2 protein-coding genes are annotated in these 1481 nt (G+C 43.7%); both read left to right on the forward strand.

Translation table 11 applies throughout. The features are described 5' to 3' along the window. The first annotated feature begins 1 nt into the window (after window position 1). A complete protein-coding gene (locus ACTXGO_RS13635; RefSeq protein WP_435950771.1) occupies window positions 2–709 on the forward strand; it encodes a DarT1-associated NADAR antitoxin family protein in 708 nt (235 codons plus the stop codon). Between the two features lie 149 nt (window positions 710–858). Beyond that, on the forward strand, window positions 859–1481 hold a 623-nt coding region (rluF, locus tag ACTXGO_RS13640), incomplete at its 3' end, for a 23S rRNA pseudouridine(2604) synthase RluF (RefSeq protein WP_443574903.1).

The following is a 1481-nucleotide window of genomic DNA, read 5'->3' on the forward strand; positions in this document are numbered from 1 at the left end:
TATGGAACACAACGCTGTAGAACAAAAACCGGTATTTATGCCAAGAGTCAATAGTGACAATTTGGTCAAAACAGATATGGTGAGAGTAGAGCGCCATGTTGGGTTTGCCAGTCGCCAAAAGAAAAAATCTATCAATGATTTGCATCAAGTCATCCGCAAAAAATATGGCTTTAGCAATGTCTTAGAGATGTCTAGCAAATCAGGTAATAAGCTGAGCTTTTTGCTCAGTCCACTCAGCCTACAACTCACTGACGAGGATAGCGGCGGGCAGTATAGTGTCGAGAATATCTTTCAGGCGAGTAAAGTATTTGAGCGTGGTGGCCCTTTTACAGATTTGCTTACTACTGCGCCAAGACAAGCTAAAAAGGACGAGCGCTTGCATCACTCAGGTCAGCTTATTGGCTACAATGATTTCGGTATGGAGTGGGGCATAGAGCCTTTGACTGTATTTTATGACTGGTTATACATCAATGCGCTCAAGCAAAATACGCAGCTTCATGATGAGGTTATGCAGTATCAAGCTTTTACCGATATTACGTTTAATCCCAAAAAGTCTATCCACTGCGCCGCTTATTCGCTAGCAATGTTTGTAGCGCTTAGCAAACGAGAGTTGCTCGATAAGGTTGAAGATGCAGGCACGTTTTATGACTTGCATACTGAGTTTACCGTCAGTAATACCGAGCAATTATTAGAAAAAGGCTGGTTTTGATAATCAACCATTCTAGATGCACGTTGAGTGCTACTGGTCTCTGCTGAGGTAAGCACCAAATTTCCTATATAATGCAATCTCCTTTATGATGATTCATTCGATTTAGGCTCTTTAACAAAACAGCTTTTAATTAGACAAAACGGTGCTCTATGTTTAACGCGACCACGACTCGATTAAATAAATATATTAGCGAAAGCGGTATATGTTCTAGGCGCGACGCTGATCGCTTTATCGAACAAGGTAATGTATACGTTAATGGCAAGCGCGCGCAAGTCGGCGCGCAAGTGAGCGCAGGAGATGCGGTAAAGGTGAATGGACAACTTATCGAGCCGCGAGAGCCCGATGATTTTGTGTTTATCGTTTTAAATAAACCCGTTGGCATTGTCAGCACCACTGAAGCTTCAGAGAAAAACAACATTGTCGATTTTGTGAGGCATAGTTTACGTATTTTCCCCATTGGCCGCTTGGACAAAGACTCGCAAGGGTTAATCTTTTTGACCAATAATGGCGATCTGGTCAACAAGGTACTGCGCGCGGGCAATAATCACGAAAAAGAGTATTTGGTGACGGTGAATAAGCCGATAACCGATAGTTTTATTGAGGGTTTAGCAGGTGGCGTCCCTATACTAGGGCAGATGACCAAGAAGTGCCCCGTGACAAAGGTTGCGCCCACCGTCTTTAATATTACCTTAGTGCAGGGGCTGAACCGTCAAATCCGCCGTATGTGTGAGCATTTTGGCTATGACGTCGTCAAGCTTGAGCGTACGCGAAT

Source organism: Psychrobacter sp. T6-1 (assembly GCF_052258445.1).

Coding starts and splice junctions, on each gene's coding strand:
- ACTXGO_RS13635 (WP_435950771.1), top strand. CDS start 2: ATGGAACACAACGCTGTAGAACAAAAACCGGTATTTATGCCAAGAGTC.